Genomic DNA, 20147 nt, shown 5'->3' on the forward strand with positions numbered 1-20147 from the left:
GAGGCTTGGCCGCTGGGAGGAATCCAAGCTGGCGCCGAGCGTGAGAAGCCCAGCAGAAAAAGCCAGGGCAAGTACGATGAACAACCAACGGCTGAGCATGATTCCCCGTTTCCCACCTTATAGCGCTTGAACATGCCGAATGTGGAATGGAGAAAGGTACATTAAAAATATATTTAAACAAGAACAGGAAACTCACGTCACCGGCAGTTGAGGTCCAAAACACTGGCGGCCGTGCTGGATGCGCTGAGTGACTCGCAACCTGGCTCAGATTCGCGACAGTCTCACCACGCTGGAACTGGTGCGGGTGGTGAGCCGGGTATCGTGACGCTCGCAAGGAGCTGAACCAATTGCATCACTGCAAGCACGCCCACGGCGGCTGCGGCGGTCTGTAACGGCGCAGTCCAGGTTTGCCTTGGTTCCTTAGCCAAGAGAGCGCGACGTGGCGCTAGGCATCCGGCGGTAGGGCGGCGCCGCTACCGCGGCCGCGGTGCCCGCGTCACCTGCTCCAGGAAGGCCGCCGTCTCTTGGTTGAGGAAGTCCACATCCGCCGGGAAGCCGCCGCCGGCCGCGGCATGGCCCGTCACGGTGCCCGGGCTGATCGTCACCACCCGCACGTCGCGGATGAAGCGGGCGGCCTCCCGCGGTTCGTATTCCGGGTTCAGCAGGTCCTTGGTGCCGGTCAGGATCAGGGTCTTGGCCCGGATCGCCCGCAGCGCCCGGATCAGGTCGCCCTCCATGCCCGGCGTCGCGCCGATATCGTGCCGCTCATAGGCCCAGGTCTGGTAGATCCAGTCATTCGCGTCGAAGGCGCCGATCAGCGCGGTCTCCTGCGCCGTCATCCAGGGCAGCACCTCCAGCGGAGCCTGCGGGAATTGGTCGCGGTACATCTCGGGGCTGCGGGCCGAGAGGAAGCTCAGGATGTCGCGCCACAGCCGGATGCCGCGCTCCGGCGGGGCGGTGTAGTCGCCCTCGTTCCAGGCGGGGTCGAGCATGATGGCCTTGCGGCTCGCCTCCAGCACCGCCACGGTCCAGGCCGGGGTGCGCGCCAGCGGCACCATCGCCACCAGCCCATCCATGAAGCCGGGATGGCTGACGCCCCATTGCAGCACCTGCATCCCACCCATCGAGGGGCCGACCACCGCCACCACATGATTGATGCCGAGATGCTCGGTCAGTAGCCGATGCTGCGAGGCCACCATGTCCCGTATGGCGAAGCGCGGGAAGCGCATGCGCGGCTGCGCCGTGCTGTTGCTGGGTGAGGTGGTAAGGCCATTGCCGATCGCGTCGGTGGCGATGATGAAATACCTGTCGGTATCGAGGGCCTTGCCCGGCCCGATCAGGAAATCCAGCCGGTGATGGTTGCCGCTGATCGCCGTCACCATCAGGATCGCGTTGGATTTCTCTGGGTTCAGCGTGCCATGCGTCACGTAGGAGATGCCGAAATCCCGGATCACCTCACCGCCTTCGAGGCGGAGGTCGCCCATCCGCCAGAGCTGGTGCGGCGCCTGGTTCGGCCCATGCGCCGCGGCGGGTTGCAGCAGCAAGGCCAGGCCGAGCACGGCGAGCGCGAACAGGTTCCGCATGCAATTCCTCCCTTCGGTCTGACGCCGATGCGCCAAGCCTAGGGGAGGACATGCGGCCGGGGGAAACGAAATCCGGCGAGGCTCAGGCCAGCAGCACGATCTTCCCGAAATGCTGGTTCGCCTTCATATGCGCCAGCGCCGCCACCGCCTCCTCCAACGGGAAGGTCCGGTCGAGCGGCAGGCGCAGCCTGCCGGCCTCCACCGCCGCCCAGAGATCGGCGCGCATCCGGCGGTTGATCTCCCGGACTTCCTCCAGGCTGCGGGTGCGGAAGGTGACGCCGATATAACTGATCCGCCGCATCGCATGCAGGTCGTAGTCGAACTCGCCCCTGCTGCCGCCGAGGCGCCCGACATTCACGATGCGCCCGAGGATGGCGCAGGCCCGCAGATTGCCGTTCGCGACACTCGCGGAGACCTGGTCCACGATCAGCTCGACCCCCTTGCCGTCGGTGGCCTCCAGCACCCGGTCCGGCCAGGCGGCATCGCCGGTGTCGATCGCGATGTCGCAGCCATAGTCCTTGAGCTTCGCCCGCCGCCCCGCATTGGTGGAGCTGCCGAGCACCAGCTTCGCGCCCATCAGCTTCGCGATCTGCATGCCCATCAGCCCGACCCCGGAGGAGGCGCCCTGGATCAGGATGCTCTCGCCCGCTGTCAGGCGGCCATTCGTCACCACCGCGTCGTGCATCGTTTGCAGTGCCACGGGGAAGGTCGCGGCCTGTTCCCAGCTCATGTTGTTCGCCGGCACCGGCGTGACCCGGCCCCAATCCGCCACCGCATATTCGGCATAGCCGCCATTGCCGGAGCACATCACCCGGTCGCCCGGCTTCAGGTGGCGCGGCACATCGGCGCCGAGTTCCGCGATCTCGCCGGCGAATTCCAGGCCGAGGACGGTGCCCGGCCCGCCCATGCGGCCATGCGCATGCCCGGCGGCGACGCCAAGATCGGCGCGGTTCAGCCCGGCGGCGCGGACCCGGACCAGCACCTCGTTCGGCTTCGGCTGCGGCTGCGGCACATTCTGCACCTGCACCCCTGATTCGGTGACGACGGCGGCCTTCATGGAGTCCCTCCCGCTATTCCCTGGTGCCGCATTCCTGGCCCGCCGCGGCCGGGGACGCAACGGGCGCGTGTCAGTATCGCCGGCCGAAGCCGTGGCACGCGGGGCAGGGAGTCACAGCGTCTTGCGGAACCAGATCCGGCTATGGCCGGGCGGCATTCCGTCCAGCCGGCCGAATTCCACATAGCCATGCCGGGTCCAGAAGCCGGGCGCCTGGAAGCTGAAGGTGTCGGTATAGGCATTGGTCGCGCCGCGGCCGCGGGCGATGGCCTCGGCGCGTTCCAGCAACTCGCTGCCCAGCCCCTTGCCGCGCTGGTCCGGCGCCAGCCAGAGCCAATCGATGAAGATCCAATTCCAGTAGGTGAGGCCGAGCAACCCACCCCGCACCGTGCCCTCGGCATCGCGGGCCAGCACTGTGACCGGCTCCCGGCCATAGGGGCCGCCCATTTCCTGGTTGAAGGCGTGCAGCCCCCGTTGGATGGCGGCCACCGCCTCCATTTCCGGGAAGTCGTCCTCGCTGATTTCGATGTCGCCGGCGCTCATCGTTGCATCCGTTCGCCCTAATGCCCGAAGCGGCCCCAGGCCGCCACCGCCACGGTGAGCAGCCCGAGGGCCAGGTTGATGGTCACCAATTGCCGGATCCGGTCCACCTGCGGTGCCGCGCCGGCCCGGTCGCCCCCGGCCATCGCCGCGCGGAACGCCCGCCACGGTCCGACCACCAGCGCCACGAAGACCGCCGCCATCAGCAACGCGGTGAGGTGCATGACATGGATATGCCAGCCGGCGCCGCGGAAGCCGCCATACCAGCCAAACAGCAGCAGCCAGCCGCTGGCCAGCAGCACCGGCATGGCGTGCCAGACCAGGCGGAAGAACCGCGCCAGCGCCGCCTCATGCAGCGCCAGGCGCTGCGGCGGCTCCAGCACCGCCATTGCCGGGCGCAGCGCCAGCAGCGCGAAGGCCATTCCGCCCACCCAGAGCACCGCCCCCAGCACATGCAGGACGTAAAGCAGATTCCCCAGCATCGGTCCCAGCCTCTCCCTTCGGCGCCGCTGCCAGGGTTCCTACAGTGGTTTCCGCTCCGGCTTTAACGGAAACCGACGCCGATGATTCCGGTGGGCCGGATTCATCCGGGCTGATCCGAAGCCTCGGGAGCATCGTGGCACGCCGGAAAATGCAATCCCCAGGGCCTGCCGGTTCCGGCTCAGCCCGGGGCCAGACCACGGATCGCCGCCACCAAGGCCCGCACTTCCTCGGCGGCAGGGCTGCGCGGCGCCGCCTCGGTCACCGCCAGGCCATCCAGGAAGGTGCTGGCGAAATGCGCCCGGTTGCCGAGCGTCGCGCCCAGCACCGTCACGCCACGCCCGGCGAGGTCGGCCAGGATGCGCTCCCGCAACCTGCCCTGCGCCGGCACCCGGTTGAGCAGTGCCGCCACCCGCCGCTTTTCCTCGGCCGCCAGCCGCAGCGTCGCCTCGCTGGCCCAGAGATCGGCGGGGGAGGGCTGCACGGGCATCAGCACGAGATCGGCGGCGCGGATCGCGAGCTTCGCCTCGGTCTCCGCATGTGGCGGGGTATCGAGGATGACGAAGTCCTGTACCCGCCGCAGCCGGTCGAGCGCCGCCGGCACCCGCCAGCCGGAGGGATTCTCGAAGGTCAGCGCCACGGCACGGCCGCCCTGCTTCTGCCGCTCCGCATGCCATTGCGTCAGGGATTGCTGCGGGTCGGTGTCCAGCAGGGCGACGCGATGGCCCTCGCCGGCCAGGGCCGCGGCCAAGTTGGCGGCCACGGTCGATTTTCCCGCCCCGCCCTTCTGCTGCGCCACTGCCACCACGAAGGCCATGCCCACGACTCCAACCGATTCGCGCGCAGGCTAGAGGCTTTTGCCAACGGATTGGGCCGGAAATGCAGTTGCAGGCGTGACCTGCCGATCGGGCATGGCGCGGCGGCCGCGTATCGGCCGGAATGCCCCGCTTAATGGCCCGGGACAGGCCGCGCCGGCTCCCCGGAGGGCGCCAGAGGCGTGGCGGAGGTCGGCGCATTGCCGGGATTGGGCGCCGCCGGAGTGCCCGCGGGGGTCGGGTTCATCTCGGCCGGCGGCGGGGCCTGCGCCCCGGAGCCTTCGGCGGGGCCGGACTGCACCCGGCCGGCCGCGTTGGCGGTAGCGGTGGAAGGCGGGCCGGCCGCCTCCTGCGGGCCGCGGTCCATGGCCTTGTGCAGGAAGAGACCGCCTGTGCCGAGCACGAGAATCACCGGAATAATGGAACCGAGCTTGAGATGTGCCATGGGCCTGCACCGATGCGGATGTACCGGCAACAGCGCGTGGCGGGCCCTTCGGTTCACCGGGCACCGTTGCCGCTCGACGCCGGCATTGCCGGCCATGGTGGGGTGGCCAATCGCCCTTCCAGGGCATGACCCTTCGCAGGAAAATGCTACCGGAACAAAGGCATAGGCCGCATCGCCCTTGCCTGATCGGGCGCGATGCAGGCTAGCTTCCGGGCAAAGGAGCCCGCCATGCCGCCCGAATTGCTCACGCCCGAGGAGATGGCCCGCGCCGATGCCGCGGCGATCGCCGGCGGCATCCCCGGCCTCGCCCTCATGGAGGCCGCCGGACGGGCCGTGGCCCGCGCCGCGCGGCGCCGCTTCCGTCCCTGCCGCACGCTGGTCCTGGCCGGCCCCGGCAACAATGGCGGGGATGGCTACGTTGCCGCCCGGCTGCTGGAGGCGATGGGCTGGCCGGTGGCGGTGGCGGCGCTGGCGCCTCCGCGCCCCGGCACCGATGCGGCAGAGGCCGCCGCCCGCTGGCGTGGCCCGATGCTGGACTTCACCCCGGCCGAGGCGGGCCGCGCCGGGCTGGTGCTGGACGCGGTCTTCGGCGCCGGGCTTTCCCGCGACCTGGATGGGTCGGTGGCGGCGGTGCTGCGGGCGGTGCGGGTGCCGATCCTGGCGGTCGATGTGCCCTCCGGCCTTGATGGCGCCACCGGCCAGGTCCGCGGCTTCGCCCCGCAGGCGGCGCTGACCGTCACCTTCTTCCGGCTGAAGCCCGGCCACCTGCTGCTGCCGGGCCGCAGCCTCTGCGGCGAGACGCAACTGGCGCCGATCGGCCTACCCGATTCTGTCCTGCCGAGGGTGGCACCGCGCGCCTGGCGCAACGGGCCCGGCCTGTGGCGGCTGCCGCGCCCCGGCGCGGAGTCGCACAAATACCGCCGCGGCCATGTCAGCATCCTGGGCGGCGCCGCGATGACGGGCGCCACGCGCCTGGCCGCCGGAGCGGCCCATCGGGTGGGGGCGGGGCTGGTCACCATCCTGGCGCCCGACGCTGCCTCGGCTGCCATCTACCGGGGCGGCGACCCCGGCACCATCGTCACCCTGGAGCGGCCGGAGGCGCTGCTGGCCGACCCACGCCGCCAGGTCTGGCTGCTCGGCCCCGGGCTGCCCCCGGATTCCGCCACCCGCGCCACGCTCCGCCGCCTGATCGAGGCGGGGCGGCAGGTGGTGGTGGATGCCGGCGCACTGATGGCCTGCGCCGGCGTGCCCGAGGCGCTGCGCGGCGCCGCCATCCTCACCCCGCATGCCGGTGAGTTCGCCGCCGTCTTCGGCCCGCCGGGAGCGGACCGGGCCGTTGCCGACCGGCTCACTTCTGATCGGCTTGCCGCCACCCGTGCCGCCGCCGCGCTCACCGGCGCCGTGGTGCTGCTGAAGGGCGCCGATACGGTCATCGCCGCCCCCGACGGGCGGGTGGTGATCAACGACAATGCGCCGCCGACACTGGCCACCGGCGGCACCGGGGATGTGCTGGCGGGCAGCATCGCGGCGCTGCTGGGCCAGGGCCTGCCGCCCTTCGCCGCCGCTGCCGCCGCTGCCTGGCTGCAGGGCGAGGCGGCGCGGCGGCACGGGCCGGGGCTGGTCGCCGCCGATCTCATCACGCTGCTGCCAGAAGCGGTCGCTGCCGCATACTTGGCCTGACAGCAGGTTATGATCGCGGTAGGTTTCTCCAGATTACATTGCGCGAGCAAACCCTGCCGTCCAGCCGAGGAAAGCCCAGCATGTCCGACCTCGCCGAACAGAATGGCCTTCTCGACCGGGCACTCCGCCGCGTCACCAGCCTCTGGCGCGACATGGCCGACCGCGTCACCGGCAGTGACGAGGAGACCATCGAGGACCAGATGCGCGCCTGCCTGGCCGGGCGCGGCGGCGAGGTTTCGGCCCGCAACCGCGCCGCCAAGCTGGCCCAGGCCTATCTTGGGCTGGATACCGAGGGACGGATTGATTTCCTCCGCGTCCTGGCCGGCTTCGACTCCGACCCCGCCGCGGTGCGCATCGCCATGGAGCGGGTGGCGGATGCCACCGACCCGGAAGAGCTTGCCACCGCCAAGGGCCGCCTCCGCCGCGCGCTGGAACCGCCGCGGGTGCGGCTGCTGACCCAGTTCACCACCATCCCCGATGGCATGAAATTCCTGGTGGACCTCCGGGCCGAGATGCTGCGGCTGATGGATGGCGACAAGCGGCTGGCGGTGCTGGAGAACGACCTCAAGGGGCTGCTGGCCAATTGGTTCGATGTCGGCTTCCTGGAACTGAAGCGGATCGACTGGAACTCGCCCGCCGCATTGCTGGAGAAGCTGGTGCAGTATGAAGCGGTGCACCGCATCCGCACCTGGCGGGACCTCAAGAACCGCCTCGACTCCGACCGCCGCTGCTATGCCTTCTTCCATCCCCGCATGCCGGACGAGCCGCTGATCTTCGTCGAGGTGGCGCTGGTGAAGGGCCTGGCGGAGAGCGTGCAGCGCCTGCTGGACGAAAAGGCGCCCGTGCAGGATCCGGCCCGGGCGGATACTGCCATCTTCTATTCCATCAACAACTGCCAGCGCGGGCTGGACGGCATCTCCTTCGGCAATTTCCTCATCAAGCGGGTGGTGGGCGTACTGGGCGGCGAATTGCCGGGGCTGAAGGCTTACGCCACCCTCTCGCCCATTCCGGGCTTCTCCCGCTGGTTGCAGAACCGGCTGGCGGCCGAGGAAGGTGGGAAGCTGCTCAGCGAGGAGGAGGCCACCGCGCTGCGCGCCGCCCTGCCGCCGCCGCGCGATGCCGAGGCTGCGGGCGGCACCGCCGTGGTCGCGGCCGAAACCCCGGCCGAGACGCTGAAGCGCATCCTCGCTCGCCGCGGCTGGTTCCGGGAGGAGCCGGTCGCGCGGGCGCTGGAGCCGGTGCTGACGCGGCTCTGCGCCGGCTACCTGCTGAACGAGGCTGCCAGCAGCAATCCGAAGCGTGCCCGCGACCCGGTGGCGCATTTCCACCTGTCCAACGGCGCCAGGGTCGAGCGCATTAACTGGCGCGGCGATGTCTCCGAGAAGGGGATGAAGGAAAGCGCCGGGCTGATGGTGAACTACCTCTACGACCCGGCCCGGATCGAGGACTACCACGAGGAGTATGTAGGGGAGGGCAAGCGCCCCGCCGCCACAGCCATCCGCAAGCTGGCGCGTGGCTGGGCCTGACGGGCTGGCCGCGTCAGGCCAGGGCGAAGCGCACCAGGACGGTGGTGCCGGTGGGACCGGAGCGGTGTTCCACGGCGCCACCCACTCCGGCGGCCAGCGCCTCCACGATCCGCCGCCCGAGGCCGGTGCCGGAGGGGCCGCCCGGGCTGCTCCCCACCCCGTCATCCTGCACCAGCAGCAACCCGGCCGTGCCCTCGGCCTCCAGCCGTACCCGGATCGGCCCGCCGGCGCCGCCGGGATAGGCGTATTTCAGCGCATTGGTCACCAGTTCCGTGACGATGACGCCGAGCGAGACGGCGCGGTCGGGCGGCACCGAGAGCGGCGCCGCCTGCAACTCGATCGTGCCGCCGCCGAGCGCGCGCCCGATTTCCTGCAGCAGCCCGGCCAGGTAGTCGCCGAGCGCCACGATCCGGACATCCTCCGAGGTATAGAGCCGCTGATGCACCTGCGCCACCGCGGCGACCCGGCCGCGCATCGCCGCCAACGCCTCGCGTGCCGCAGGATCCGCCACCGTGCCCTCCTGCAGCCGGGTGAGGGATGCGATCAGTTGCAGGCTATTGGCGACCCGATGGTTCACCTCCCGCAGCAGGACGGCGCGGCTCTGCGCCAGCTCCTCCGCCCGGTCACGGGCCACGCGCACGGCCGCCTCGGCGGCCTCCTGCGCGCGCTTCAGGCCCTCCCGCTCGATCGCCCCCTCGATGGCGGCGCGGAGCAGGGTGAGGAACTCGCCGCCGGACTCCTTGATGACGTAGTCGGCAGCCCCGGCCCGCAGCGCCGCCACCGCAATCCGCCCCTCCTCCGATCCGGTCACGTAGATCACCGGCGCCGGCATCGGCAGGGCGCGCAGTTGCGCCAGCGTGTCCAGTCCATCCTGGCCCGGCATGTAGTGGTCGAGGCAGATCGCCGCGAATTCCCCGGTGGCGGCGAGGCGGACGCCGGTTGCGCCGTCGCCGGCCGTCGCCACCGCATAGCCGTTCCGCGCCAGGTCGCGCTGCACCAGCCGGCAAAGGCCCGGTTCGTCATCGATATAGAGAATGCGGCGCGGATTGTCGGTCACGGCGCCGGCGGCACCTGGATCACCGCCAGGAACAGCCCGAGCTGGCGCACCGCCTGGGCGAAGGTCTCATAATTCACCGGCTTGGTGATATAGACATTGCAGCCGAGGTCGTAGCAGCGGCGAATCTCCCGCTCGTCATCCGTGGTCGTGAGCACGATCACGGGCGCCAGCCGCAGCTCCGGGTCATCCTTCAATTGGGTCAGGATCTCGGTACCGCTCATATCCGGCAGGTTGAGGTCGAGCAGCACCAGCAGGGGGCGATGCTGCTTCCGGCCGGGGCCGAGCAGGTGATGCAATGCGGCGGTGCCGCTGGCGAAATGCCGCACCTCGTTGAAGAGGCCGGCGCGCTTCAGGTTCTTCTCGATCAGCCGGGCATGGCCCTCGTCATCCTCGATCATGACGATGGTCACGGCATGCGCTGCGGTATTCATGCGGTGTTCTCCCCGAAACTGGGCAGCGGCGCGAGCGGCAGGGTGACACGGAACACCGAGCCCTGGCCCGGTGTCGAGTCGCATTCGACATTACCGCCAAGCCGCCGCGCCAGCGCCCGGACATGCGCGAGACCAATGCCCTCGCCCGGCCGGTCCTGCGCGCCGGAGCGGCGGAACAGCTCGAAGATGCGGCCATGGTCGCGGGGAGCGATGCCGCGGCCATTGTCGGCGACGTCGAAACTGGCCAGGCCGCGCGCCGCCCGGCCAGTGACGGTGATGCGGCCGGGCCTGGCGGGATCGAGGTACTTGACCGCATTGTCGATCAGGTTGCCGAAGATCTGCTCCAGCGCGGTCCGGTCGGTGACGATGTCCGGCAGGCTGCCCTCGATCGTCAGTTCCGCCCCCGCTTCCGCCAACTGGTGGCGCAGGCTATCGGCGATGCCGGCGATCAGCGCCCCCATTGCCACCGGCTCCGGCGCCAGGGCGCGGCGCCCCTCGCGCGAGAGGCGGAGGATGGCGCTGATCAGCCGGTCCATGCGCTCGGTCGAGGAGCGGATGAAGCCGATCGCCTCCGGGATATCCGCCGTCACCGCTTCCCTGGCGGCGTCGGTCACCAGGTGTGGCGCCTCGGCTTCGGCCTCGCGCAGCAAGGCGTCCAGTGCCGCCACCGCAACCTCCAGCTCGGCGGTGAAGCCCATGACATTCACCAGCGGCGCCCGCAGGTCGTGCGAGACGATATAGGCGAAGCGCTGGACCTCCTCATTGGCCGCCTGAAGCAAGGCGGTGCGCTCGGCCACCCGCTCCTCCAGCCCGGCATTGGCCGCCTCGACCTCCAGCCGGGCGCGTTCCAGGTCGCCCGCATAGCGGAAGGCAAGGCCGGCGGAACCCACCGCCACTATCGCGACCAACCCGAGCGCCCCGGCGGCGCCGAGCAGCAATGCGCGGCTGGACCGGTGCAGGCCCTGGCTGCGCTCGGCGAGGCGAGTGGTGCTGCGGGACTCGATTCCTGCCAAGGTCTCCCGGATCGAGTCCATCACCTCCTTGCCTTCGCCCCTCCGGACCCGGTTGATGGCCGCCTCGCGGTCGCCGGCTTCGGCGAGAGCGAGGGTTTCCCGCAACTCCGCGAGCTTTCGCTCGGCAAGGTCCTGCAGCGCCTGGACCGGACCCGGGCGGCCGCCATCCCGGATGACCTGCTCGGCCAGGAGGGGCAGCACCTTCGGCAGGGCTGTGGTGGCGTCCTGATAGGGGCCCAGGTACTGCTCCTGGCCGGTCAGCAGGTATCCGCGCTGACCGGTTTCGGCGTCCTGGAGCAGGCTGAGCGCCTGGCTCAACTTGACCCGTACCTCCTGGGTCGCGGCGACGCCGGTGGCATAGCCCCGCGCCTCGTCCACCAACCAGACCAAGCCGGCGCCGAGGCCGAGCAGCGCCGCGAAGCCGACCGCGGTCAGCAACAGCATCGCTCGGCCAAACACGGCCTTGTTCAAGGGCATGGGGGGGCGATCCAGGGGGAGGGGCGGGACTTACCGGGAAGCCGGCTGTATGCCGCAATGACATCCCCGTGATGCCACCTGGCGGACCGGCAAGGGACGGAAACGCGGTTGGAGAGCCTTGCCGAGCCCGGTCCCGAAGGGCCAGATGCAGCGGCAAGCCCGAGGGGAGAGAGTCCCGTGAACATCCTGACCAGCACCGCCGCCCCCACCCCTTCGGGCGCCGAGGCCGCGCGGCTGCGGCTGCTGCACGCGATCGAGCGGAAGCTGCTCTGGCTCTCGGCCTGGATGATTCACCACGCCAACCATGTTCGGCCGAACCGGGACGGGCTGAAGGTGGGGGGCCACCAGGCGTCCTGCGCCTCGGTCATCTCCATCATGACGGCGCTCTATTTCGAGATCCTGCGGCCCGAGGACCGGATCGCGGTGAAGCCGCATGCCGGGCCGGTCTTCCACGCCATGAACTACCTGTTCGGCCGGCAGGAGCGGGCCAGGCTGGAGACGCTCAGGGCCTTCCGCGGCATCCAGCCCTACCCCTCCCGGGTGAAGGACGGGGCGGAGGTGGATTTCTCCACCGGCTCGGTCGGGCTCGGCGTGGCGCTGACCTCCTTCGGCTCGCTGGTGCAGGACTACGTGCGGCTGCACGGGCTCGGCCGGGCGGAGATCCCGGCGGGGCGGCATGTGGCCATCGTTGGCGATGCCGAACTCGATGAGGGCAATATCTACGAGGCCCTGCTGGAGGGCTGGAAACACGACATCCGCAATGTCTGGTGGATCATCGACTACAACCGCCAGAGCCTCGATTCGGTGGTGCAGGACCGGCTCTTCGGCCGGATCGAGGGGCTGTTCCGGGACATGGGCTGGAACGTCGTCACCCTGAAATACGGCCGCATGCTGGAAGCCGCCTTCGCCCGGGAGGAGGGCGAGACGCTGCGGCGCTGGATCGATGACTGCCCGAACAGCCTCTATTCCGCGCTGACCTTCCAGGGCGGCGCCGCCTGGCGGGTGGCGCTGCTGGCCGATCTTGGCCGCGTCGCCGGCGTGCGGGCGATCATCGACCCCCTCTCGGACGAGGAGCTGGGGGCGCTGATGACCAATCTCGGCGGGCATGACGTGCAGACCCTGCTGGAGGCCTTCCGCGCCCAGGACGCCGCCGGCGACCAGCCCACCTGCTTCATCGCCTATACCATCAAGGGCATGGGCCTGCCCTTCGCCGGTCACAAGGACAACCATGCCGGGCTGATGAGCCGGGAACAGATGGCCGGGTTCAAGCGCGAGCTCGGCATCCGCGACGGCCATGAATGGGATCCCTTCGAGGGGCTGGAGGTGCCGGAGGCGGAGCTCCGCGCCTTCATCGAAAGCGTCCCCTTCGCCCGGCCGCTGGCGCCGGAGGGGCGCCGGCTGGTCGCGCCGGCCGTGCCGGTGCCTGCTGCCTTCCCGGTGCCGAAGGTTCCGGCCGGCCGGAAGCTCTCCACCCAGGCGGCCTTCGGCGAGGTGCTGGCGGAATTGGGCAGGGGCCAGGGGGAGGCCGCCGCCCTGGCCTCGCGTATCGTCACCACCAGCCCGGATGTAACGGTCTCGACCAATCTCGGCCCCTGGGTGAATCGCCGCGGCGTCTTCGACCGGCATCTGAAGAACGACGTCTTCCGCGATGCGAAGCTTGCTTCCGCCCAGCGCTGGGGCATGTCGCCGCAGGGCCAGCATATCGAGCTTGGCATCGCCGAGCAGAACCTGTTCCTGCTGATGTCGGCCCTCGGCCTGTCGCATTCGCTCTATGGGGCACGGCTGCTGCCGGTGGGCACGGTCTATGATCCCTTCGTCAACCGCGGCCTCGATGCGCTGATCTATGCCTGTTATCAGGATGCGAGATTTCTTTTGGTATCAACGCCATCCGGCCTGACCCTCGCACCGGAAGGTGGCCAGCACCAGTCGGTCAACACGCCGCTGATCGGCATCGCCCAGGACCGGCTGGCGAGCTACGAGCCCACCTATGCCGATGAAGTGGCGATCCTGATGGCCTGGGCCTTCGAGCATATGCAGAAGCCCGATGGGTCCGCGGTCTGGCTGCGGCTCTCGACCCGGGCGCTGGAACAGCCCAGTCGCAGCCTGGACCCTGCCGCGGTGGTCGCCGGCGGCTACTGGGTGGTGCCGCCGGCGCCGGGGGCACGGATCGCCCTGGCCTATCAGGGACCCGTGGCACCGGAAGCGCTGGATGCCTTCACCCAATTGCGCGAGGAGGTGCCGGAAGCCGGGCTGCTGGCCCTGACCAGCTCGGACCGGCTGCATGCGGAATGGCTGGCCCACCGTCGCGGCGCCCGCAGCGGCGGTGGTGCGACCCCGAGCCATATCGAGCAACTGCTTGGCCCCCTGGCACGGGATGCTGCGCTGGTGACGGTGCTGGATGGCCATCCGGCGGCGCATGCCTGGCTCGGCGCGGTGCGCGGGCAACGGGTGGTGCCGCTCGGCGTCGATCATTTCGGACAGGCCGGCGACCTGCCGGACCTCTACCGTGAATATGGGCTGGACGCGGAGGCCATCCTGGATGGCTGCGCCCAGGCGCTGCTCGGGGGGTAGGGCGGCGAATATGGCCATTGCTGCCATGCCTCACCTTGGAAACCGTCACCGCCTGCGCTACACGCCGCCCTTCACGGCTGCGGCGGCCCGCCGGGCCGGCGGCTTGCGGGCGTGGTGGAACTGGCAGACACGCCGGATTTAGGTTCCGGTGGCGCAAGCCGTGGGGGTTCAAATCCCTCCGCCCGCACCACCGCCGCCGGCGTTTTTCCTGGGCCAGCGCTTTTCTTGGGATGGAACTGAAGACGATGCAGGTGACCGAGGTCGCGAATGAGGGGCTGAAGCGGGCCTATACAGTTGTGGTCCCCGCGGGCGACATCGCGGCCGAGCGCGAGCGGCGGCTGGCCCAGTTGGGCCGGGAGCTGCGCCTGCCCGGCTTCCGCCCCGGCAAGATCCCGCCCAAGGTGGTGCAGGCCCGCTACGGCCAGGCCGTGATGGGCGAGGTGCTGGAGCAATCGGTCAATACCGCAACACAGCAGGTGGTGACCGACCGCGGCCTCCGCCCGGCCCTGCAGCCCAAGGTCGAGGTGGTGAATTTCGCCGATGGCACCGACCTGGAATTCAAGGTCGAGCTGGAACTCATGCCCGAGGTGCCGATGCCCGACTTCGCCGGCATCGAGGTGGAGCGCCTGAAGGCCGAGCCCAGTGAGGAGCAGGTCGCCAAGGCGCTGGAGCAGATCGCCCAGCGCAACCGCAAGCTGGACGATGTCACCGAGACCCGTGGCGCCGAGAAGGGCGAGGTCGCGGTCTGCGACTTCATCGGCCGGCTGGTGGAGGAGCCGGGTGCCGAGCCCGGCGAGCCCTTCCCGGGCGGCTCCGCGACCGACATGCCGATCGAGGTCGCGGGCGAGGGCTTCATCCCGGGCTTCACCGAGCAACTGGAAGGCATTGCCCCGGGCGAGACCCGCACGATCGAAGTCAGCTTCCCGGCCGAATACGGGGCCAAGGACCTGGCCGGCAAGGCGGCGAAATTCGAGGTCACCTGCAAGGGGCTGAAGAAGCCCAGCCTGCCGGCCATCGATGACGAATTTGCCAAGACCCTGGGATTTGAGGAACTGGGCAAGCTGCGGGAGGTGGTGACCCAGAGCCTGCAGCAGGAATATGACGGCCTCTCCCGCCTCAAGGTGAAGCGGGCGCTGCTCGATGCGCTGGCCTCCCGGGCGGATTTCGCAGTCCCGGAGGGGATGGTCGAGGCGGAATTCGGCCAGATCTGGCAACGGATCGAGGCCGACCTCAAGGCCGGGCGGCTGGACGAGGACGACAAGGGCAAGGACGAGGCGGCGCTCCGGGCCGAGTATCGCGGCATCGCCGAACGGCGGATTCGGCTCGGCCTGCTGCTTTCCGAGATCGGCCGGACCAACAATATCAGCGTCACCGCCGAGGAGCTGGGCCGGGCGATGCGGCAGGAAGCCGCCCGCTACCCGGGCCAGGAGCAGCAGGTGATGGAGTTCTTCCGCAAGAACCCGCAGGCGGCCGAGAATCTGCGCTCCCCCATCTTCGAGGAGAAAGTGGTGGATTTCATGCTGGAACTCGCCAAAGTGACTGAGCGCAGCGTGGCGCCCGAGGAACTTTCCACCGCCGCGGCGGCCTGAGCCCGGGATTCCGGAGGCTGCCTTGCCAAGGGGGCCTTTCGGCGCGGCTTCCGCTGCACCACATTAACCCTGATGGGCGATGCTGGGGGCCGCCGCCTCCGGTGCGCCCTCCAGGGACTGAAAGGCATAGTCATGCGGGACCGTGATCCGGTCGAGGTCTACAACAATACGCTGGTGCCCATGGTCGTCGAGCAGACGGCCCGCGGCGAGCGTGCCTTCGATATCTATTCGCGGCTGCTGAAGGAACGGATCATCTTCCTGACCGGCCCGGTCTTCGACCAGGTTGCTGCGCTCACCTGCGCGCAGCTACTGTTCCTGGAGAGCGAGAACCCGAACAAGGACATCGCCTTCTATATCAATAGTCCTGGTGGCGTGGTTTCGGCCGGCCTCGCGATGTACGACACCATGCAGTATATCCGCAGCCCGGTGAGCACGGTCTGCATTGGCCAGGCCGCCTCCATGGGCAGCCTGCTGCTCACGGCCGGCGCCAAGGACAAGCGCTTCGCCCTGCCGAATGCCCGGATCATGGTCCACCAGCCCTCCGGCGGCGCCCAGGGCCAGGCCACCGACATCGAGATCCAGGCGCGCGAGATCCTGAAGCTGCGGCAGCGGCTGAACGAGATCTATGTGAAGCATACGGGTCAGCCCCTCGAAGCGATCGAGCGCAAGCTGGAGCGCGATACCTATATGTCTGCCGAGGAAGCCCGGGACTTCGGCCTAATCGATCAGGTGGTCGAACAGCGGCCGCCAGCGCCGGGGGCCGAAGCGGGCAAGGTCTGACCCGGCCGGAGTGCGGCGGGGCAGGCGGGGCGCTGGCCCTGACGCCTGACCTCACCGTTCCGCGAGCGCGCCGGGTCGGCCTAATGCTTTTCCCCCGATGACAGGGGGGCTACAGTCAAGCGAAGCGCCCCCCCTTGCCGACCCTTCCGGCGGCCGGGGGGGCGGGGAGTGCCCATGAGCAAGTCCGGCGACTCTAAGAATACCCTCTACTGCTCGTTCTGCGGCAAGTCGCAGCACGAGGTCCGGAAGCTCATCGCCGGACCTACCGTGTTCATCTGTGACGAATGCGTCGAGCTGTGCATGGACATCATCCGCGAGGAGCACAAGACGCACCTCGTGAAGTCCCGTGATGGGGTGCCCACGCCCAAGGAGATCTGCAAGGTCCTCGATGACTATGTCATCGGCCAGGATCACGCGAAGAAGGTCCTTTCGGTTGCGGTGCACAACCATTACAAGCGGCTGGCCCACGGCGCCAAGAACAACGACGTCGAGATCGCCAAGTCGAACATCATGCTGGTCGGTCCGACCGGGTCGGGCAAGACGCTGCTGGCGCAGACCCTCGCCCGCATCCTCGACGTGCCCTTCACCATGGCGGACGCCACCACCCTGACCGAGGCCGGCTACGTCGGCGAGGATGTGGAGAACATCATCCTCAAGCTGCTGCAATCAGCCGACTACAACGTGGAGCGGGCGCAGCGCGGCATCGTCTATATCGACGAGGTCGACAAAATCAGCCGCAAGTCCGACAACCCCTCGATCACGCGCGACGTCAGCGGGGAGGGGGTGCAGCAGGCCCTGCTGAAGATCATGGAGGGCACGGTGGCCTCCGTGCCACCCCAGGGCGGGCGGAAGCATCCGCAGCAGGAATTCCTGCAGGTCGATACCTCGAACATCCTGTTCATCTGCGGCGGCGCCTTCTCGGGCCTTGAGAAGATCATCGCCGCCCGCGGCAAGGGCAGCGGCATCGGCTTCGGCGCCGAGGTCCGCTCCTCGGATGAGCGGCGGATGGGGGCGGTGCTGCGCGAGGTGGAGCCCGAGGATCTGCTGAAGTTCGGCCTGATTCCGGAATTCATCGGCCGCCTGCCTGTTGTGGCGACCCTCGAGGACCTCGATGAGAAGGCGCTGGTCGAGATCCTGACCAGGCCGAAGAACGCCCTGGTCAAGCAGTACCAGCGCCTCTTCGAGATGGAGGGAACCAAACTCACCTTCACCGAGGATGCGCTGCGCTCGGTCTCGACCCGCGCCATCCAGCGCAAGACCGGCGCCCGTGGCCTGCGTTCGATCATGGAGGCGATCCTGCTCTCCACCATGTTCGACCTGCCTGGGCTCGAAGATGTGGATGAGGTGGTGGTGAACCGGGAGGTGGCGGAGGGCCGCGCAAGCCCGCTCTTCATCTATGGCGAGCGGGCGGCCGAGCAGAGTTCGGCCTGAGAAGAGGCTGATCCGGCAACCGCATCCGGTCCTGGCGCTGGCGCGGCACCCTGGGGTGGCGCGCCGCGTTCAAGACCTTGTTGGAGGATGCCGGGGGGACCCATTTCTCCTGTATCCCGTGACGCCGCGGGCCGTGCCGCGCACCAGGCAGCGATGGAAGCATCCCTGGGGGCGGCCCGTGCGTCGACTGTCCCATAGCGAGGTCCCCAATGGCGGATAAGACCCTGGAACCCCAAAGCGGCGAATTGCTGCCCGTCCTGCCGTTGCGGGATATCGTCGTGTTCCCGCATATGATCGTGCCGCTTTTCGTCGGGCGCGAGAAAAGCGTCCGCGCGCTGGAGACGGTGCAGCGCGAGGACAAGCAGATCCTCCTGGTCGCGCAGAAGAACGCTTCGCAGGATGATCCCGGCGCCGAGGATCTCTACCAGGTCGGCACCATTTCCACGGTGCTGCAGCTTTTGAAGCTGCCGGACGGTACGGTGAAGGTGCTGGTCGAGGGCGGCCGCCGCGCGCGCATCACCGGGTTCAAGGAGACCCAGTCGCATTTCGAGGCCTATGCCGCGCCGCTCGAGGAGCAGCCGGCCGAGCCGCCGGAGACGGAGGCGCTGGCCCGCACCGTGGTCGGGCAGTTCGAGCAGTACATCAAGCTCAATAAGAAAATTGCGCCCGAGGTGCTGGTCTCGATCAACCAGATCGACGACCCGGCCAAGCTGGCCGATACCGTCGCCGCGCATCTCAGCCTGAAGATCCCGGAGAAGCAGGAACTGCTGGAGACCGGCGGCGTCTCCGCGCGGCTGGAGCGGGTCTTCGGCCATATGGAATCCGAGATCGGCGTGCTGCAGGTGGAGAAGCGCATCCGCAACCGCGTCAAGCGGCAGATGGAGAAGACGCAGCGCGAGTACTACCTGAACGAGCAGCTCAAGGCGATCCAGAAGGAACTCGGCGAGGGCGAGGACGGCAAGGACGAGGCCGCCGAGTTGGAGGCCCGCATCAAGACCACCAAATTCTCCAAGGAAGCTCGCGAGAAGGCGATGGCCGAGCTGAAGAAGCTCCGCACCATGTCGCCGATGAGCGCCGAGGCGACGGTGGTCCGCAACTACCTCGACTGGATGCTGTCGATCCCGTGGAAGAAGAAGAGCCGCGTCCGCAACGACATTCTCGAGGCGGAGAAGGTGCTCGACGCCGACCACTACGGGCTTGAGAAGATCAAGGAGCGGATCCTCGAATATCTGGCGGTGCAGTCGCGCTCGCCCAAGATCCGTGGCCCGATCCTCTGCCTGGTGGGCCCGCCCGGCGTTGGCAAGACCTCGCTCGGCAAGTCGATCGCCAAGGCGACGGGGCGGAGCTTCGTGCGCATGTCGCTCGGAGGCGTGCGGGATGAGGCGGAGGTGCGTGGCCACCGCCGCACCTATATCGGCTCCATGCCCGGGAAGGTGATCCAGGGCATGAAGAAGGCGAAGACCTCGAACCCGCTGTTCCTGCTCGACGAGATCGACAAGCTTGGTGCCGACTGGCGCGGCGACCCCTCCTCGGCGCTGCTGGAGGTGTTGGACCCCGAGCAGAACTCCACCTTCGCCGACCACTATCTGGAGGTGGATTACGACCTCTCGGACGTGATGTTCGTCACCACGGCCAATAGTCTGCGCATGCCGCAGCCGCTGATGGACCGCATGGAGATCATCCGTATCCCCGGCTACACCGAGGATGAGAAGGTCGAGATTGCCAAGCGCCACCTGATGCCGAAGCAGTCCGAGGCGAATGGGCTGAAGATCACGGAGTGGAGCGTCAGCGAGGACGCGCTGCGCGACCTGGTGCGCTACTACACCCGCGAGGCCGGCGTCCGCAGCCTGGAGCGCGAGATCGGCGGCCTCGCCCGCAAGGCGGTGCGCGAGATCGTGGCGAAGAAGTCGAAGAAGGTTGCGATCACCGCCAAGAACCTCGACAAATTCGCCGGTGTGCGGAAGTTCCGCTACGGCGACCTCGAGGCCGAGGACATGGTCGGCGTTGTCACCGGCCTCGCCTGGACCGAGGTGGGCGGCGAGATCCTGACCATCGAATCGGTCACCGTCCCGGGCAAGGGCAAGATCCAGCACACCGGCAAGCTGGGCGACGTGATGCAGGAAAGCGTCTCGGCCGCCATGTCCTATGTGCGGTCGCGGGCGCCGAGCTTCGGCCTCAAGCCGACGCTCTTCGAGAAGCGGGACATCCATGTGCATGTCCCGGAAGGCGCGACCCCGAAGGATGGGCCTTCCGCGGGCATCGCGATGGCGACCAGCATCGTCTCCGTCCTCACCGGCATTCCGGTGCGGAAGGATGTGGCGATGACGGGCGAAATCACGCTGCGCGGCCGGGTGCTGCCGATCGGCGGCCTGAAGGAGAAGCTGCTGGCGGCGCTGCGTTCCGGCGTCACTACCGTGTTCATCCCGAAGGACAATGAGAAGGACCTGGCCGAGATCCCGGATAATGTAAAGAAGGGGCTGACCATCCTGCCTGTCTCGCATGTGGATGAGGTCATCGCCCAGGCACTGGCCCGGAAGCCCGAGGCGATCGAGTGGGAGGAACCACCGGAGCCCGCGCCCGCGCGGTCCAAGGACGGGGACGCCTCGCAGCCAGCCTTGCCGCATTGAGGCATGGAATCGATGCGCGGCGCCGCGATCGGCATGCCGAATCGCCCG

The 20147-nt window shown here is 68.8% G+C and carries 16 protein-coding genes and 1 tRNA gene; 8 read left to right on the plus strand and 9 right to left on the minus strand.

Going from position 1 to position 20147, the window contains the following annotated elements:
* Positions 1 to 473: 473 nt before the first annotated feature.
* From KSF81_RS15055 to KSF81_RS15080, 6 genes are all read right to left on the minus strand, one after another.
* Positions 474 to 1583, minus strand: a complete 1110-nt coding sequence (locus KSF81_RS15055; RefSeq protein ID WP_217379694.1) for an alpha/beta fold hydrolase — start codon at positions 1581 to 1583, stop codon at positions 474 to 476.
* An 82-nt stretch (positions 1584 to 1665) separates the two neighbouring features.
* Complete coding sequence (locus KSF81_RS15060; protein ID WP_217379695.1) at positions 1666 to 2640, minus strand: zinc-binding dehydrogenase; 975 nt, start codon at positions 2638 to 2640, stop codon at positions 1666 to 1668.
* 111 nt (positions 2641 to 2751) lie between these two features.
* Positions 2752 to 3180 carry a GNAT family N-acetyltransferase gene (locus KSF81_RS15065; RefSeq protein WP_217379696.1) on the minus strand — a complete coding sequence of 143 codons (429 nt, stop codon included), beginning with the start codon at positions 3178 to 3180 and terminating at the stop codon, positions 2752 to 2754.
* A gap of 17 nt (positions 3181 to 3197) precedes the next feature.
* Positions 3198 to 3659: a CopD family protein gene (locus KSF81_RS15070; RefSeq protein ID WP_217379697.1), complete on the minus strand. Its 462-nt coding sequence runs from the start codon at positions 3657 to 3659 to the stop codon at positions 3198 to 3200.
* Positions 3660 to 3838: 179 nt separating this feature from the next.
* Positions 3839 to 4474 (minus strand): ParA family partition ATPase, encoded by a 636-nt coding sequence (parA, locus tag KSF81_RS15075; protein ID WP_217379698.1) that lies wholly within the window; start codon positions 4472 to 4474, stop codon positions 3839 to 3841.
* A gap of 131 nt (positions 4475 to 4605) precedes the next feature.
* The gene (locus KSF81_RS15080; protein ID WP_217379699.1) at positions 4606 to 4917 is read right to left on the minus strand and encodes a hypothetical protein; all 312 of its coding nucleotides are present in this window, start codon (positions 4915 to 4917) and stop codon (positions 4606 to 4608) included.
* A 228-nt stretch (positions 4918 to 5145) separates the two neighbouring features.
* Between KSF81_RS15080 and KSF81_RS15085 the strand changes: the two genes are divergently transcribed.
* Positions 5146 to 6597: an NAD(P)H-hydrate dehydratase gene (locus KSF81_RS15085; protein WP_254453542.1), complete on the plus strand. Its 1452-nt coding sequence runs from the start codon at positions 5146 to 5148 to the stop codon at positions 6595 to 6597.
* An 80-nt stretch (positions 6598 to 6677) separates the two neighbouring features.
* The gene (locus KSF81_RS15090; protein WP_217379700.1) at positions 6678 to 8123 is read left to right on the plus strand and encodes a malonyl-CoA decarboxylase; all 1446 of its coding nucleotides are present in this window, start codon (positions 6678 to 6680) and stop codon (positions 8121 to 8123) included.
* A gap of 13 nt (positions 8124 to 8136) precedes the next feature.
* Here KSF81_RS15090 and KSF81_RS31495 read toward each other — a convergent pair whose 3' ends face one another.
* The 3 genes from KSF81_RS31495 to KSF81_RS15105 are packed head-to-tail and all read right to left on the minus strand — an operon-like array spanning position 8137 to position 11101.
* A complete protein-coding gene (locus KSF81_RS31495; protein ID WP_217379701.1) occupies positions 8137 to 9180 on the minus strand; it encodes a histidine kinase dimerization/phosphoacceptor domain -containing protein in 1044 nt (347 codons plus the stop codon).
* On the minus strand, positions 9177 to 9611 hold the full coding sequence (locus tag KSF81_RS15100) for a response regulator (protein ID WP_217379702.1): 435 nt from the start codon (positions 9609 to 9611) through the stop codon (positions 9177 to 9179). The genes KSF81_RS31495 and KSF81_RS15100 overlap by 4 nt, the downstream gene beginning before the upstream one ends.
* Positions 9608 to 11101: a CHASE3 domain-containing protein gene (locus KSF81_RS15105; RefSeq protein ID WP_217379703.1), complete on the minus strand. Its 1494-nt coding sequence runs from the start codon at positions 11099 to 11101 to the stop codon at positions 9608 to 9610. The genes KSF81_RS15100 and KSF81_RS15105 overlap by 4 nt, the downstream gene beginning before the upstream one ends.
* A 285-nt stretch (positions 11102 to 11386) precedes the next feature.
* Between KSF81_RS15105 and KSF81_RS15110 the strand changes: the two genes are divergently transcribed.
* From KSF81_RS15110 to lon, 6 genes are all read left to right on the plus strand, one after another.
* On the plus strand, positions 11387 to 13672 hold the full coding sequence (locus KSF81_RS15110; RefSeq protein WP_217381709.1) for a 1-deoxy-D-xylulose-5-phosphate synthase N-terminal domain-containing protein: 2286 nt from the start codon (positions 11387 to 11389) through the stop codon (positions 13670 to 13672).
* 105 nt (positions 13673 to 13777) lie between these two features.
* Positions 13778 to 13862, plus strand: a tRNA-Leu gene (locus tag KSF81_RS15115).
* Between the two features lie 55 nt (positions 13863 to 13917).
* Positions 13918 to 15261, plus strand: coding sequence for a trigger factor (gene tig, locus KSF81_RS15120; RefSeq protein WP_217379704.1), 1344 nt, complete (start codon positions 13918 to 13920; stop codon positions 15259 to 15261).
* A gap of 132 nt (positions 15262 to 15393) precedes the next feature.
* Positions 15394 to 16041, plus strand: a complete 648-nt coding sequence (clpP, locus tag KSF81_RS15125; protein ID WP_217379705.1) for an ATP-dependent Clp endopeptidase proteolytic subunit ClpP — start codon at positions 15394 to 15396, stop codon at positions 16039 to 16041.
* 174 nt (positions 16042 to 16215) lie between these two features.
* On the plus strand, positions 16216 to 17472 hold the full coding sequence (gene clpX, locus KSF81_RS15130; protein WP_217379706.1) for an ATP-dependent Clp protease ATP-binding subunit ClpX: 1257 nt from the start codon (positions 16216 to 16218) through the stop codon (positions 17470 to 17472).
* 209 nt (positions 17473 to 17681) lie between these two features.
* On the plus strand, positions 17682 to 20099 hold the full coding sequence (lon, locus tag KSF81_RS15135; protein ID WP_217379707.1) for an endopeptidase La: 2418 nt from the start codon (positions 17682 to 17684) through the stop codon (positions 20097 to 20099).
* Positions 20100 to 20147: the final 48 nt, after the last annotated feature.

Origin of the sequence: Siccirubricoccus sp. G192 (assembly GCF_019084075.1) — a bacterium.
Lineage (GTDB): Bacteria > Pseudomonadota > Alphaproteobacteria > Acetobacterales > Acetobacteraceae > G192.